We start from the raw sequence: 13,088 nt of genomic DNA on the forward strand, positions 1-13,088 counted from the left end.
CCTCTTTCTATTGGTTCTCTGGCGCCCAGTCACAGCTCAACAGGTGGTCGTTCACCAAGCCCGCTGCCTGTAAAAATGAATACGTCGTGGTCGGTCCCACAAACTTAAAGCCCCGTTTCTTCATCTCACGGGAAATGTGTTGTGCCAGGTCCGTGGTTGCCGGTAGCTGGGCATCACGCGCAATGGCATGCCGAATCGGTTTGCCATCGACAAAGGCCCACAACCACGCACTAAACGAACTTTCAGCCGGCCAATTTAAAATGACTTGCGCATTGTTCACGGTTGCCATTAATTTCTGACGATTCCGAATGATCCCGGCGTCTTGTAATAGCCGTTCGATATCAGCATCGGTCATGGCGGCGACCCGCTTTAGGTCATAATTATAGAAATCCCGCTGAAAAGCGGCACGCTTATTTAAGACCGTTTGCCAACTGAGACCCGCTTGATAGGTCTCCAAACAAAGCAGTTCAAAGAGCCGCTGCTCATCGTGTTCCGGCCGACACCACTCCTCGTCGTGATACCGTGCCATCTCGGGTGAAGACGTTGCCCAATCACATCGTTTAACCATTGCTTTCCCTCCAATTTTGCTTCTGAAACTACTATACCAGATTCCTGATTTAAGGCCAAACAAATGTTCTACTAGCCGTTTTTTGAAACCGGGTCCAACCCCGGTATTAATGAGTTCCACTATCAATATTTACTGAACCGTTAATTCTTGACCCCACGCGACGTTTGGCCTATGCTATTGTAAATACGAATTGTTTTGGGGATTTTTAAGGGAGGTTAACATCATGCGCAGATTTCACCACATTCGCGCGCGTTCACTGACAGTGGCTGTTGCGGCAGCCCTCATCGTGGCGCCCGCCATTACCACTAGTACCGTCACCGCTCAGGCCGCCAGCGTCAACCCATCGGCTGCCACGCTAAAGAAGTCCAAGAGCTATTACCAGAAACACGCCAAGGCCCTGGGAAAGCGATACAAGCTCGCCTACGACGCCCAAACGGCCCTCAAGAAAAATGGTAAAGCTGTGGTCTACGTAAATACCAAGGATAAAACCTTAAAGAAGAGTGTCACCATTGCCATGGCTTACTGGAACAACAAGTTAGGCAAGAAGGAATTCACGCAGGGTTCCAAGAAGAACCACACGCTGACCTTCTCCGTGTCGAAGTCCGCAGCCACCAAGAGCGATCAGAGTGATGCCTGGTGGACGCCAGCGAAGAAGCAACTACAGATTCGTTCGTCCTTCTACACGGCGGCCAAGCAAGACATTGGTACCGCGATGACCAACCAGTTGAACGACGCCTTCTACAACCAATATTCTAATACCGTTAAGAGCAAAGCTAAAGCGAATTTAGAGGCTGAGGGCATTGCCGCTACAGATGAAAATTACGACCAACTGTTTAACGAAGAGGCTGCCCGCGTGGAAGAGGCTCTGCCGTCCTACGCCGTCTTGAAAAAAGATGTGGCTCTGGTCCGTTCGACGTTAGCTAATGAAGGTCGGAAGTACCAGTACGCCAGCACGATTGCCCATGAATTGGGCCACGTGCTGGGCCTGAACCACTCACCGAAGAAAGCTGATCTGATGTACTTCGAGAGTGGCAGTTCCAACGTTTACAGCTACAAAAAGGTCAAGGCCGGCCTGTCCAAGTACAATCCAATTACCAAAACGGATAAGAACCGAGCCAAGTTAGCCATCAAGATTTACACGGCCGTACACTAATTAACTGCGTCAAAAGTTGCTGATTATTTTTTTAATCGGCAACTTTTTTTCCGAAAATTGTCTCGCCTAAAAATAAATAGCTCAGCAGTTGGCATATCCGACGTCGACTGACCTAAACGGAGGAACTTAGTAAATTGACTAAATCAACGCGTAGCTGGATTGGACTAACCGCCCTTTCCCTCGGGGTCTTCATGGCCCTGCTAGATGTCACCATCGTCAACGTGGCCTTACCCACCATGGTTCGGGATTTCAATGAATCCTTTAACAACGTGCAATGGGTCCTAAACGCCTACTCCCTGGTTCTGGGGGTCACCCTCCTGATTGTTTCTAAGATTGGGGACATGTACGGGCTGAAACGCATCTTTGTCATTTCCCTGGCCATCTTTGTCCTGGCCTCCGCCGTTAACGGCATGGCGCCTAACCTGCTGGTCTTAGACATCGGGCGTGGCGTTCAGGCCCTCGGTGGCGCCGGGATGAACGCCCTCGCCATGGCCCTGGTCGCCGTCAGCTTCAAGGGAAGCAAACGAGGCGTGGCGCTCGGTATCTTGGGTTCCATCATCGGCTTATCTTCGGCGTCCGGTCCCCTAGTCGGCGGTTACCTGGTCGCCCAGTTCGGGTGGCGCTCAATCTTCTACGTGAACATCCCCATTGGAATTATTGCCATTATTTTAACCTTGATTTACGTGGATGAGGTCCCTGACTTGAGCCAAAATCATCAGATTGATTTTGCCGGCATGGCCTTATCCGCCGCGAGTTTATTCGCTTTAATTTACGGCTTGATTCTAAAAGAAAACCATCAAGACTGGCACTGGACGAGTCCCCAAATGTTGGGCTGGTTTGGCGCGGCCATTCTGTTCTTTGTCGTCTTCATCCTGGTTGAGGCTCGGTTGAAACAGCCGATGGTCAACCTGGCCATGTTCAAGAACCCCCATTTTGTGGGAACGGTCATGGTTGCCTTGGCACTGGGCGTCGGAATCTACTCCTACAACACCTACCTGACCGCCCTGATGCAAAACTACATGGGCTACTCGGCGTTACAAGCCGGGGTTCGACAATTAACGATTAGCATCTGGTCCCTGATTCTCGGGCCACTGACCGGGTACCTGGGTAACCGCTACTCCAAGAAATGGATGATCAGTGGCAGCCTCTTCCTGGGTGGCATCGGCTTCCTAATGCTAGCCAACGCCATGACCATTCACGTCTCCTTCGCCGAGTTATGGCCGGGTATGGTCCTCATGGGAATCACCAACGGGATGGTCAACCCCCTCCTGAATAGCACGGGGATGGAAGGCGTCCCCGTTCGGGAAATGGGGATGGCCTCCGGTTTGATCAATGTGTTCCGTCAAATTGGGGTGACCTTAGGAATCGTCAGCCTCGGGCTCGTTCAAAATAACGTTTACCAAACTTATTTGACCGCCCACTTCGGCCAGATCAACATGCCCCACAAGGCCGCCACTGCAATTCACCAGGCCTTGGTCAGCGCCGGGCCCTTCTCTGGTCACGGCATTGCCTTCAGCGCCCGTTTAGCAAAAATGCCGTTCGCCCATGCGATTCAACAGACCGTGTGGCAAGCCTACGCTAACGGCACGCGCGCGGTCACATTGACTTCGGCCGGCATTGCCATCGTCGGCGCGCTCTGTGCCGCAATCTTGATGCGCAACCGCCAAACGAATCACGATTAAACAAGAAGCCTGGGGGCCATCCCAGTTTTTTTTCATTTGCCATTTACAGAGTCGAAACGTGCGACCAAAGGCACCCGGTTCCGCTTAAAAGGGCTAACCAAACAATCCAAGACCAGGATTATTCGGTTAGCAGCCTTAATGCTCGCCGGCTAACCGCCTTTGGTCCCACTCTCGATTTGCAACGGAACTGTAATCAAATGTAAATTGCGCGTAACCTCCGGGCAACCCATACCGTGTACAATGAACCCAAAGACTTGAGGAGGACATCATTCATGAAGATCACGTTACATAAATTTGCCGCTGGGGTTGCTGCTTTTGCCGCCGTCTTGGCTGTGGGTGTTAGTTTGAACACCACGACTGCCAACGCAGCCGGCAATAAAGTTGCCGATGTTTCGCAATACCAAGGGAACATCAACTGGACGAAGGCGTCAAAGGACTTAAAGTACGCCATCATTCGGGTGCAACATGGTAGCAAGGGCGACGCTGGCTACATGGTAGATAGCAAGCGCAACGTCAACGCTAACGGTGCTTACAAGGCTGGTGTGCCATTCGGTCAATACATGTTTGCCGAATTTACCAGCGTTAAGGACGCCCAACAGGAAGCCAAGGACTTCTACAAGCGTAGCAATGCCCACACGAAGTTCTTTGTCCTGGACGAAGAAAAGCGGATGCCATCTGCTAAGAGTTCCGAACAAACCTACGTGAACGCTTGGTTGAAGACGATGCGGAGCTTGACCGACAAGCCCCTGATCATGTACGCCGGTGAATACTACGCCAACTCCCACAACCTGAACTTCTCCAAGTTCGATGGGTCTTGGATCGCCAAGTACAGCTCCACTAAGCCTAAGGTTTCTGGCACGTCCATCGACCTCTGGCAATACACCAGTTCTGGTCGCGTTTCCGGTATCAGCGGCAACGTTGACTTGAACAAGATTCAAAACAGTTCCGTCGTCAAGAGCTGGTTTGCCGACACCTCTTCCCATTCAACCGCTAGCTACTACAGCAGCATCAGCGGTGTGAAGGGTATCAAGATCAAGAAGGCCGTTTACGAATACAACAACATTCTCTTTACCAACGGCCAACGGAGCACCAAGTTAGCTGCTGGCAAGACGTTAGCTGTTAAGGGCATCACCAAGAACAGCAAGGACGCTTACCGGTTCCAATTAACCAACGGCAAGTACGTCACGGCCAACAAGGCTTACGTTTCAACCTACTAAACTGATTTTTCTAAAAGCGGGTCCTGCGGGATGCGCTTTTTTTGCGGCCAAAATTCACTTGCGCTACAATCACAAAAGGTGTGTCGACGACAAGTTGATTTGCCGCTGACACACCTTTTTTCACTTATCCGTTTAGCTTAAGGCAATGACGACCTGCAACGTGGCGGAGAAGTAATTCTTCTTTTCAATCGACTTGGGTAATTGCTTGGCCGACTTGTTCTTCAAGCTGGTCTTCTTCATGACCTTGGCGCCAAAATTAACGGGTGCCGTGAAGGCCGTGTTGGCGTAATTGTTGACCGCCTTGCCGCCCAGCGTGTAGCCCGCTAAGATTTTCTTTTTCTGGTTATAGAATTTGAGTTGCTTGTTCAGGGCTTTCTTGGTGATGCTATCTTTCTTCAGTTTGTAAGTTTGGGCTAACCGCCAAGGCACCCGGCAAGCGTTGTAACCAACTTGGTTGTCGGTTCCCGACTCAATCGTGTATGGCTTCACGGCCTTTAGCTTAATGCTCTTCCCGGTCGCAAAGATAAAGTCGGGGAACAGCCCGGTCTTGTGCCGCGCACTTAACTTCTTAACGGCCGTTTGACTGCGAGTCGCTACCTTGGTCCAGGTGCTATCCTTGGTGTACTTGGCAAACGTCTTGAAGTACCCGGTCATCAGATCGGCCGTCCGCAGCTTGCTGACGTCGTAGGAATTAGTCGCCCAGTTCCCCATCTTGGGCAGGTAGGTCGTCTGGTTGATTTCCTTTTGCTTGATGGCTTTAATCAGCTTCTTGGCAGCGGCCTTGTAGTTGACCTTCTTGCTGCCCCACTTCTTATCAGCCAAAATCAACGCGTAGGCGATGTCCAAATCCCCGTCGGTCGCGGAATTCTTCTGTTGCCCCACACTGGTCATCTTGCCGTTACGCTTGGTTTGCTGCCATTGCATCAACGGCACCTTGCTGGAGACCCGGTGAGCCCGGTAATACTTGTACATCTGATTAAACGTAGTCCGGGTATTGACCCCCTTCTTAGCGGCCAAAACTGCGGCCAGCATCCCGTAACCTTGTCCTTCAGACAACGCGGTCGTGGTCCCAGAACCACTGTTGGTCTTCACGTACTTCTGCGTCTTGCCACCCACGTAAACCTTTTGCCACTGCTTATACAACGTCGTGGCCGAAGCTGCATGAGCCGTGGTGGTTGGCGTCGCGATCGTGGTCGCGGTCAAGGCCAACCCACTGACGGCGACGATTCCCGCCAGGCTGGCCCATAATTTATGTAATTTCATGTGTGCGAAACCCCTTTCAAAATTGCTTACCTCCATTATAAGCTAAATTCAAAAAGCCACCGGACCCAAAATGGATTCGATGGCTAAAGTTTTTGACTTGTGTTTAATTCTGGCGCCTCCGGGATGGTGAAAACTGAGCTGGAACGCGGTGGGCGCCGGCTGGAGCCAAAGAACGGTCTCCAGCCTTACTTTGAGCCGCTAAGAAACGCGTCTCAAAGATAGCAGTTGTCTAAGCGGTAAACCGCTAAGGCAACTCCCACGGCTGAGCTCATTTTCACCATCCCTGCGGCTGACATTCGTTCAACCCATAGATCAAATACTGACACCGTCAATCCATATTCGTCCATCACTTTTTCGGTCAGCAATGTTTCACTATAGATTGTTAGTCCGTCTAAAAATAGTTTTTAATCCTTGAAAATTTCCTTAGCAATATTGAAGGCAGACCAGGCTTTTGGCCAGCCAACATAGAACGACAGGTGCGTAATGACTTCTGCGATTTCGTCCTTGGTGATGCCGTTGCCCTTCCCAATTTTCAGGTGAGCGGGTAATTGTTCAAAGTTCCCGGCAGAAATCAGGGCGGAAATCGTGATCAGACTGCGTTGGTGAGCGGATAATTTATCCTCACGTGACCAGACTTGTCCAAATAAAACGTCATCATTCAGTTCGGCAAACTTGGGCGCAAATTCACCTAAGTTATCCCGACCAGCTGTTTGTTTCTTTGCCATTATTCTGACCTCCTAGTCCAATGCATCGTAATGCGCGTCATCAACGGGTTCCAACCATTCTGGGGTGCCCGCAGTAATGGCCACGTGGCTGAACCAACTGTCCTTGGTTGCGCCGTGCCAGTGCTTGACGCCATCCTTGGTCACGACCACGTCGCCCGCGTGTAACCGCCGAGCCGGCTTACCCGCTTCTTGGTACCAGCCTTCGCCACCGGTTACCAACAGAATTTGGAAGCCATCATGGTGAATGTGCCAGTTGTTCCGGCAGCCGGGTTCAAAGGTGACATTGCCCACGCCTACACTGACGTCGGGATCACTGACTAATCCTTGTAAGTAACTTTGACCGGTGAAAAATTGTTGGTACGCCTCGTTCTTGTCGCCGACTGGAAAAATAACCCCGTTTTTTACATCTTCGTTTTTTGCCATTATTGCTTACTCCTTTTATTTATTAAATTTTTGTAGATAATCGTGAAAGCTTTCGGTGTCCGGAATGGTGTGATTGGTCTTGCCGTCATACCAGTCAATCTTGCGACCCAAAACTTTCAAATGCATTTGAAGTTCAGCGATATCCGCTTCGGCATCGTCCTTGACCTTCTGCAGCATCGCCCGGCGTTCAGCAATTGTGTCGTCACCCTGAGCGCGAAGCTGGACGTAACGTTTCAGCTCGTTCAGCCGCATGCCTGTTCCCTTGAGATGCAGAATGAACCCAATCCAACGAATGTCTTCCGCCGTATAGTACCGAACGCCATTCTCATCTCGCTGGGACAAAATCAGGCCCTGGTCCTCGTAATACCGCAACGTGTAGGCCGACAGCCCCACGAGCTTAGAAAATTCGCCAATCCGATACTGCTTTTCGCCCAACAGCTAACGCCTCCCTCTCTTGCTTACAGACCCTAGTAAACACCTTTGAGTGCACTCGAAGGCAAGAGGTATTTGAAAAAAATTTAAAATAAAAGCGCCATCCCCGCCGAAACAGCGTGATGGCGTCTTAGCGTCAAAATTATGGGCGACCGTTCACATCCCCTACTGAATCGTTGTGAACTGGTCAATGGCGAGTTGCATGGTTTGGTCAAACCGGTCGTCAACCTTGCGCGCCGGCAACCGCAAGAAGCCGCCAATCTCCTGCAAAATAAAGCCAAATAAGGCGGACCGGTACAGCGTGGATTCGACCAACGCCGTGTTGTCGACCTCATCTAAATGTAGGCTAGCAAACATTTGCTTGTACAGGTCGACCAAGGCTTGATGGGTCGCCGTCAAATGTTGCAGGTCGTTGGGATTTAACAGGATGGGCGCTAAATGCCGCTGTTGTAAGCAACCTGCCCGAAATTCCTGGGCGAAGACCCACAAGGCCTCCTTGCCCGCTACCCCAACCAGGCGCCGCATCAAGCGATCCGCAATCTCCTGCACAAAGGCGACCCCCACTTGATCCAACAGGTCGTTCAAACTATCAACATAATTATAAATGGATTGTGGCCGTACCTCTAATCGGCTGGCCAACTCCCGAATCGTTAAATGGTCTAACCCATCCACGGCAATGATGTCGCTGGCCTGGTCTAAGACCTTTTCCCTGGTTAATGTCCGTTTTTTTACCATATTGTTACCCCTCTTCTCCTGTCTGTTCCTCAAGCCAACTATGATTGCGTGTTGAAAATCCAGCGCTTGATTTACAAACGAATTCGTTTTTATTGGTTTTGTTGTTTAGCTAAAGGCTCTTTGGCGCCCATGGCACCACGTACTCCTATTATACCTTGAAAAGAATTTTTAATAAACTGTTCTAAGTAGTTTATTATTTTCTCGTAACAGGTTATAATGGTTTTAAAATTTACGGGAACCGGATGATTCCCACCAAAAGAGGCTTTTATCATGACAGATACCAATGGCAAACCTTTTAGCCGCGTGTGGCTAATGGTGACGCTAATGTTCGGGACATTTTGTACGGCCCTGACCACCAACATGCTGGTCACCGCGTATCCCACCTTAATGACCCGCTTCGATATTTCTAGTGCGACCGTTCAATGGCTGACGACCGGTTTCTTGCTGGTCATGGGGATCATGATTCCCATCAGCGCCTGGCTGATCAACAACTTTAGTTTACGCATCATTTACCTGACCGCCCTGAGCTTTTTCCTAGTTGGGTTGGTCATCAGCTATACCGCTAACAGCTTTAACCTAATTTTCCTGGGGCGGCTGATTCAAGCTATCGGCGTGGGGATTACCTTCCCGACCATTCAAACCGTTCTGCTCGTCACCTTTCCCGCCGATAAACGGGGAACGATGATGGGCCTGGGCGGTGTCGTGATTGGTCTCGCACCAGCCTTAGGGCCGACCGTCTCCGGCTGGATTCTCGACAATGCCAGTTGGCGCGACCTATTCGGCGTCATGATTCCACCGGTCATCCTGGTCTTGATTCTGTCGTTGATCTTCGTGCGCCCCGTCATCCCCGTGAAGAAATCACCCATCGACCTGCTGGCCATTTTATTGTCAACGGTCGGCTTTGGGAGCCTGCTCTACGGCTTTTCCGAAGTGGGTGAAAATGGCTGGGGCTCGACCAGCGTGATTGCTGGCATCCTGATTGGCCTCTTCTTCATCGGGCTCTTCGCCCGTCACGAGTGGCCGCAAGCCCACCCCTTTCTCAATGTCCGCCTGCTAAAGATTCCGTCGTTTACTGTTGCTTCCTTCATCACCGCGCTTTCCAACACCGCCATGATTGGGATTCAAGTGGTCTTACCCATGTACCTGCAACAGGTGCGCGGTCTGACGCCCTTCCATTCCGGGCTAATGATTCTGCCCGGTGCCTTGGTCTATGGCCTAGTCAGCCTGTTAAGCGGTCACCTTTACGACCAAATGGGTGGCCGGCGACTGGCCTTGGTCGGGACCTTCCTGTTAACGCTGGGAACCCTGCCCTTCGCCTTTCTCACCCGTTCGACACCGTACAGCTACATCATCTGTGAATACACGATTCTGATGATTGGGGTCGCGATTGTCACGATGCCCCTGACCGCTGCCAGTTCGATTGACTTGCGCGGCCTGCAACTGAGCCATGGGACCGCCGTCAACAGTACCATGCGGCAGGTCATGACCTCGATGGGAACCGCCATTCTCGGCAGCGTTCTCACCAATGTCACGACCCAACACACGCCGGCCCACGCCTTACTGACCAGTGCGCCGCTCGCCTACCAGAACCAGGCCTACAACGCGGCCATGACCGGTTTCCACGCCGCCTTCCTGGTGGCCACGGCCTTTGGCATCATCGATTTCATCTTTGCCTGCTTCGTTAAACGGCAGGTCCAGGATCAAGAACAGGAGGTCGCCGCATGATTTTAATTTTACTTTTACTCGGGATCCTGCTGTTCATCGGGGGGTTCCTGCTGCTACCCACGAAACGCCAACGGTTCGTTGGTGGTGGCCTGGGGTTCATCGTGCTGGTTGGCGCTGCGACCTTAATGATTGGCAACGACAACTGGCACTGGGGGATGCACCAAGAAACCACGACGCGAACAGCCAACATTGCGTCCATTTCACCCTCTAAGCAGGTTAACCTCTTAATTTATCAGCCAATACGACAGGCTAAAAAGGAGCGGGTCTACGTTTACCGGCTGTCGAATCAACAAAAACGGCGGCACACCACGGCCAACGTGAAGACGCATAATCAAATTCATTATCGCGACGTGTCTCAGGCCACGTTGCAGACCAAGACCACGCGCTGGCACTACAACAACACGTTATGGCGCTGGTTGTTCTCCTGGACCGGCCAACATCAAACGCTGGTCAAGCGCCAGAACACCTTCATTCTGCCACATAGCTGGACGACGCTCAGTGTGCGGCAAGCCAAATGGCTGTCACAAACGGTTGCCGAGCAGGAAGCAACGGTCAAGGCTAAGACTACTAAGACCGTCACTGCCGCTGTGACCGCGGCCAAAGAGGCCCAACCTAACTTGACGCAACAACAGCTCAAACAGATTCAACAGAAAGCCACGCGCACTGCCCAACAACAGGCGACGCAACAAGCTGCCAACGGCTTATCCCGCCTGTTAAAACAAGCCCAGCAACAACCAGCAAAATAGAAGAGATTCACCATCTGCTCCCGGCGGCGGGTTCAAGACGCCCTGCTGTGGGGCCCGGCTCCAGCCTGAGAAACGGTCTTCCGCCTCGCCTTGAAGCCTGGAAAATCACCAGTCTCCAAGGTCGGCCCGTGCTCTAGGCTGAGTAACCCACTCAACCAAGACCACCGACACAGCTGGTCATCTTGACCCGCCTCTGGTCGCGCACACGGATCGTTGCCATTTAACTGACAGTATCACCTACTAGTTATAGCCAAGTCACTCTACCTGAGGCTGGGTAACTACGCTGTTGCCCAGAACCTCGGGTCTAAACCAATTTTAGCCGCAGGGACGGTGAAAATGAGTTCAGCCGTGGGAGTTGTCTTAGCGGGTTTCCCGCTTAGACAACTGCTATCTTTGAGACTCGTTCCTCTGAGGCTCAAAGTAAGCTCGGAGACCGCCTTTTGGCTCCGAGTGCGCGCCCACCGCGTCCCGGCCCATTTTCACTGTCCCGGAGGCGAAAACAAAGACATAACAAAACGACCAGGACAATGGCGTCCTGGTCGTTTTGTGCTACAGTCACTTGTCACTAATTAATGCCGCCGCTGCCGATCATAGAATCCTAGCAACGTAACAACCAATAAAGCAATACCTGCTAAGGTCAAAGCCTGATTGATCGGCCGTTCACCAGTCTGTGGTAACGTGTGGCCAGCATACTGCGGTGTGCTGCCAGCGTGGTGCAAACTAGTCGCGCTACCTGTTACTGACGCAGAGCCAGTTCCGGTCGTGGTTCCGGCTGGTGACGTCGTCGTTCCCGTTGTTGTGCCAGTGGCATTTGCCCCACTACCACCAGTTACAGGATGCTGCGTTGTCGCTGAAGTTCCCGGCTTGTGTGTGCTGCTTCCCGGTTTCTGTGGCTTTTGTGGTTTTTGTGGACTGGTTGGTTTCTGAGGCTTCTGCGGTTTCTGTGGCTTCTGTGGATTAGTTGGTTTCTCAGGTTTCTGCGGTTCCGTTGGCTTTGGTGGCACAATCACATTACCGCTGCCACCAGTTCCAGGCTTCCCTGGTGTTGTCGTACCAGGACCTGGGTTAGGGCTTTCTGTTCCTGGATTTTCAGGCCCTGTCGTACTGCCACCTCCGCCACCTGGTTCTCCCGGCGTAGGCTCCTCTGGATTTTCTGGTTCCCCAGGATGTTCTGGTGTTCCTGGATTATCAGGCCCTTCAGGATTCTCTGGTTCGCCACCACTGTCTTCCCGTTCATCGACTGCGAAAACCTCAACTGGCGTCGTTTGCCCCGCCACAATAGTAAATGGGATGGGTGTTGGATCTAACGCAAATCCAGCTGGTGGTGTGATTTCAACGAATTCGTAATTGCCAGCAGGCAAGTCTGGGTACGCAATTTGGCCTTGCGCATCGGTAGCTAAATGATCCGCAATGACCGTGCCATCAGCCTTTTGTAACCGGTAAATAGCTCCGGGCAATTCCTCTCTGGTTTTATTATCCCGTTTCGTCAGGACAACTTCACCCGTGGCGTTCTGCCCATTACCACTACCGTTGCCGCCCCAAGCAATCTGTGACCCAACGGTTTTACCGTCCCAAGTGGCCTGGTTGAACCAGCTCCCACCGGTATTTAAGATGGGCTTGGTCTGGTAGGTCATGTTCACAGCAGAGGTCACGTTATCAAATTTAAACGTCATCTCTCTGTCGTTATTCGTGACTTCAGGGGTAATCGTCCCGGTCGACGTAAAGCTCCCATCGGCGCTATAGTTCCCGGTTTCGGCGTGGACTGACCCCGGGATATAATCCTGGTCGCCCCCCAAGGTGTCGGTCACCACGGTTGTACCCACGTTTTGACCACCAGGGTTAAACGCGATGTTCCAGGTCAATTTAGTAGGTACCCCGTTCTCGTCCTTCTCGGCGACCCAACCAATTTTGTTGATGCCCCAATCAAGGCCAGAGCCATTATTATTCGTGGTCCCCTTCACAAAGAATTGAAGTTTGCCACCTCGGTTGGTCCCAACGCCAGCCAGGGCATCATTAAACGTGATGGTCCCGCTGGTCTCGCCAGCCTTAATGACAAATGTCCCCACTTTATAACCCGCTGAGTCTAACAGTGGAATCGTGGTATCGTGTTCGGCAACGGACCCGGCTGGCAATTCAACAATCGCGGTATCGCCCGCGGCAATCGGTGCGCCATCCTTGATGCCCCACTCGTACTCGACGGAATAAGTTGTCCATTTGTCCAGGGTACTCCCATTTTGAATAGGGTTTCCGTGAACATCGGTAATCGTGGCGTCACTCCCATTTAACCCGCCCGTGGCGACGGGCATGCCATGGGCGACAACGCTATTAAAGACTGCTCCCCCGCCAAGGAAGACGGCCAGAGCTATAACGAAGCCCAGCACGACCTGATAGATCTTCCTGCGCATTGCAATCCTCCTCC

The 13,088-nt window shown here is 52.0% G+C and carries 12 protein-coding genes; 5 read left to right on the forward strand and 7 right to left on the reverse strand.

The window, feature by feature from the left end:
• Positions 1-7: 7 nt before the first annotated feature.
• Complete coding sequence (locus tag JUF13_RS04155; protein WP_203637870.1) at positions 8-568, reverse strand: DNA-3-methyladenine glycosylase I; 561 nt, start codon at positions 566-568, stop codon at positions 8-10.
• Between the two features lie 223 nt (positions 569-791).
• Between JUF13_RS04155 and JUF13_RS04160 the strand changes: the two genes are divergently transcribed.
• The 3 genes from JUF13_RS04160 (at position 792) to JUF13_RS04170 (ending at position 4,620) form a co-directional block, all read left to right on the forward strand.
• On the forward strand, positions 792-1,721 hold the full coding sequence (locus JUF13_RS04160) for a matrixin family metalloprotease (protein ID WP_203637871.1): 930 nt from the start codon (positions 792-794) through the stop codon (positions 1,719-1,721).
• A 134-nt stretch (positions 1,722-1,855) separates the two neighbouring features.
• The gene (locus JUF13_RS04165; RefSeq protein ID WP_203637873.1) at positions 1,856-3,403 is read left to right on the forward strand and encodes an MFS transporter; all 1,548 of its coding nucleotides are present in this window, start codon (positions 1,856-1,858) and stop codon (positions 3,401-3,403) included.
• Between the two features lie 272 nt (positions 3,404-3,675).
• Positions 3,676-4,620, forward strand: a complete 945-nt coding sequence (locus JUF13_RS04170; protein WP_203637875.1) for a GH25 family lysozyme — start codon at positions 3,676-3,678, stop codon at positions 4,618-4,620.
• 132 nt (positions 4,621-4,752) lie between these two features.
• Here JUF13_RS04170 and JUF13_RS04175 read toward each other — a convergent pair whose 3' ends face one another.
• The 5 genes from JUF13_RS04175 to JUF13_RS04195 all read right to left on the reverse strand — a co-directional run bounded on the left by JUF13_RS04175 (position 4,753) and on the right by JUF13_RS04195 (position 8,198).
• The gene (locus JUF13_RS04175) at positions 4,753-5,883 is read right to left on the reverse strand and encodes a glycosyl hydrolase family 8 (protein ID WP_203637877.1); all 1,131 of its coding nucleotides are present in this window, start codon (positions 5,881-5,883) and stop codon (positions 4,753-4,755) included.
• A 404-nt stretch (positions 5,884-6,287) separates the two neighbouring features.
• Entirely contained in the window at positions 6,288-6,608 is a 321-nt protein-coding gene (locus JUF13_RS04180; protein WP_203637879.1) for a carboxymuconolactone decarboxylase family protein, read from the reverse strand.
• A gap of 12 nt (positions 6,609-6,620) precedes the next feature.
• Positions 6,621-7,031 (reverse strand): cupin domain-containing protein, encoded by a 411-nt coding sequence (locus JUF13_RS04185; protein ID WP_203637880.1) that lies wholly within the window; start codon positions 7,029-7,031, stop codon positions 6,621-6,623.
• Positions 7,032-7,046: 15 nt separating this feature from the next.
• Positions 7,047-7,466 carry a MerR family transcriptional regulator gene (locus tag JUF13_RS04190; protein ID WP_203637882.1) on the reverse strand — a complete coding sequence of 140 codons (420 nt, stop codon included), beginning with the start codon at positions 7,464-7,466 and terminating at the stop codon, positions 7,047-7,049.
• A gap of 162 nt (positions 7,467-7,628) precedes the next feature.
• On the reverse strand, positions 7,629-8,198 hold the full coding sequence (locus JUF13_RS04195; RefSeq protein WP_203637884.1) for a TetR/AcrR family transcriptional regulator: 570 nt from the start codon (positions 8,196-8,198) through the stop codon (positions 7,629-7,631).
• 270 nt (positions 8,199-8,468) lie between these two features.
• On the opposite strand from JUF13_RS04195, the gene JUF13_RS04200 reads away from it, so the two are divergent.
• Both JUF13_RS04200 and JUF13_RS04205 read left to right on the forward strand, forming a co-directional pair.
• Positions 8,469-9,923 carry an MDR family MFS transporter gene (locus JUF13_RS04200; RefSeq protein WP_203637886.1) on the forward strand — a complete coding sequence of 485 codons (1,455 nt, stop codon included), beginning with the start codon at positions 8,469-8,471 and terminating at the stop codon, positions 9,921-9,923.
• Complete coding sequence (locus tag JUF13_RS04205) at positions 9,920-10,669, forward strand: DUF4811 domain-containing protein (protein WP_203637888.1); 750 nt, start codon at positions 9,920-9,922, stop codon at positions 10,667-10,669. The genes JUF13_RS04200 and JUF13_RS04205 overlap by 4 nt, the downstream gene beginning before the upstream one ends.
• A 569-nt stretch (positions 10,670-11,238) precedes the next feature.
• On the opposite strand, the gene JUF13_RS14490 is transcribed toward JUF13_RS04205, so the two are convergent.
• Positions 11,239-13,074: an LPXTG cell wall anchor domain-containing protein gene (locus JUF13_RS14490; RefSeq protein WP_203637889.1), complete on the reverse strand. Its 1,836-nt coding sequence runs from the start codon at positions 13,072-13,074 to the stop codon at positions 11,239-11,241.
• Positions 13,075-13,088 lie beyond the last annotated feature (14 nt).

Source organism: Levilactobacillus wangkuiensis, from assembly GCF_016861605.1.
In the GTDB taxonomy this organism is placed as follows: domain Bacteria; phylum Bacillota; class Bacilli; order Lactobacillales; family Lactobacillaceae; genus Levilactobacillus; species Levilactobacillus wangkuiensis.